Below are 2,369 nucleotides of genomic sequence, written 5' to 3' on the forward strand. Positions count from 1 at the left end.
GGCCTTCGATGCTTCGAACACCGTGCGCTACTCCGGTCAGGCGACCGACGTCGCGATCCAGGCCAACCAGACGACGGCCGTCACGCTGCTGCTGCAGGAGGTGAATGCACCCGCGCCCTTTAACAACTCGGCGCCTCGCATCCTCTCCCTGGTGGCCAGCCCCGGCACCGTGGCTCCGGGAGGGCAGGTCGCGCTGCAGGCCACCGCGGACGACCTCAACTCGGGTGACTTGCTCACGTATGCGTGGACGGCGCCCTCCGGCAGCTTCAGCGCGCCCTCCAGCCTTGTCACCGCGTGGACGGCGCCGGCTTCGGCCGGGCAGGTGGCACTGACGCTGACGGTGACGGACTCCAAGGGCGCCAGTGCCGCGCTGAGCGTCACCATCACGGTGAGCACTGGGAACGGTAGCGCCGCCGTCAACGTGTCCTTCAACACCTGGCCGTGGGTCGCGGGGATGACCGCGGCGCCTTCGTCCGTCACCGTCGGCCAGTCCACCCAGGTGATGGCCTCCGCGAGCGACAGCGACAACGACCCGCTCAGCTACCAGTGGACGGCCTCGTGCGCGGGCTCATGGGCGAATGTCACCTCCGCGAGCGCCAGCTTCACCCCTTCGGCACAACCCGCTGGCGGCATCTGCACGCTCAGCGTGCTGGTGCAGGACGGCCGAGGAGGCAAGGGCACCGGCAGCCTTGGCGTCTACGTGTCGGCCTCGCCCACCACGGCCCAGTTCCCACCGGAGGTGGTGGAAACGTTCCACTCGATCGCCACCGTGCCGGCGCAGGGGGACACCGTCGTCTTCCGGGCCAGGGCGCGAGACCCACAGGGCAGCGCGCTCTCCTTCACCTGGACGGCGAACGCGGCCGGGCTGGGCACGGCCAGCGACGGCACGACGACCAGCGAGGTGCTCTGGACGGCGGGCGCCTGCCTGACCTCGGGCACGTCACTCAAGGTGACGGTGACCGTCCGCAACGCGCTGGGATTGTCCGCCAGCGCCTCCATGGTTTTGGAGGGCGGCACGCCGTGCACTCCTTCTCCGAAGCGCGTGGCCTGGATCGCCGCGGGGGGCGCGCACAGCCTGGTCGTGAGGCAGAACGGCACCGCGGCCGCGTGGGGCCACAACGGCTACGGGCAGCTCGGGGACGGGACGAACGTGGACCGGCTCCTGCCCGTGCCGGTCCAGGCAGAAGAGCTCACGGGGGCCACGGCCCTGTCCGCGACCGCCTACCACACGCTGGCGCTCAAGCAGGACGGCACCGTGTGGGGCTGGGGGTACAACGACTCCGGCCAACTGGGGGACACCGTGGACGTGGTCCGCGTGACGCCGGCGCTGCTGCCCAATGTCACGGGCGTCACGGCCCTGGCCTCGGGGACCTACCACTCGCTCGTGCTCAAGCAGGACGGCACCGTGTGGGCCTGGGGCCTCAACAACCTGGGCCAGCTGGGAGATGGGACGACCGTCAACCGCACGGAGCCGATGCCTGTCACGGATCTCACCGGTGTCACGGCACTGGCCGCGAGCACGTACCACTCGCTCGCCTTGAGGCAGGACGGCAGCGTGTGGACCTGGGGCTACAACAGCTCCGGGCAGTTGGGAGATGGGACGACCGAGCGCCGCTTCACGCCCGTGCGGGTGCAGGGGCTGACGGGCGTGTCCACCATCGCCGCGGGGCTCGTCCATTCACTCGCGCTCAAGCAGGACGGCACCGTGTGGGCCTGGGGAAGGAACACCGATGGTCAGCTTGGAGATGGGGTGGGCGTGAACAGCCCCGTGCCGGTGCAAGTGCTGGGGCTGACGGGCGTGTCGGCGATCGCCGCAGGGTCCTATCACTCGCTGGCGCTGAAGTCGGACGGCACCGCGTGGACCTGGGGGCGTAACGGCACGGGGCAGCTCGGAGATGGGACGATCGTGGGCAGCCTCACACCGGTGAAGGTGCAGGGACTGACGGCGGTGACGGCCCTGGCCGGAGGCGACGCGCATTCACTGGCGTTGCTGCGCGACGGCACCGTGTGGGCCTGGGGCTTCAACGCCGAGGGCGAACTGGGCGATGGGACGACGGTCGACAGCTCCGTGCCCGTGCGAGTGCAGGGCCTCGAGAACTGAGCGGTAGGGGGATCGGAACATGCGAACAGAACGTCGAAGCGGGATGGCGGTGCTGGCCCTGGGCCTGGTCCTGGCATTGGCCGGGTGCGGTAGCTCACAGGCAGTGGTGGGTGCACCGGAAGGCAGCGCGCAGGTGGTGCTGACGGTGCCTCAAGCCCTCAGTGCCAGCGACGTGGTCCGCGTGGAGCTCACCGTGTCCGGCACGGGGATGACGACGCGCACGGATGCCCTGGTGAAGACGGGCGGGCAGTGGGGTGGGGTGCTGGGG

General features: G+C 70.3%; 1 protein-coding gene and 1 pseudogene. Both read left to right on the plus strand.

The window, feature by feature from the left end; all coding sequences use genetic code 11:
- Positions 1–2,101, plus strand: a 2,101-nt coding sequence (locus tag D7X55_RS44980) for a PKD domain-containing protein (RefSeq protein ID WP_233610328.1), incomplete at its 5' end; no start/stop codon positions are given.
- 19 nt (positions 2,102–2,120) lie between these two features.
- Positions 2,121–2,369 (plus strand): annotated as a pseudogene (locus D7X55_RS38475) (kelch-like protein); the annotation flags it as partial.

Source organism: Corallococcus sp. AB049A, from assembly GCF_003668885.1.
In the GTDB taxonomy this organism is placed as follows: domain Bacteria; phylum Myxococcota; class Myxococcia; order Myxococcales; family Myxococcaceae; genus Corallococcus; species Corallococcus interemptor.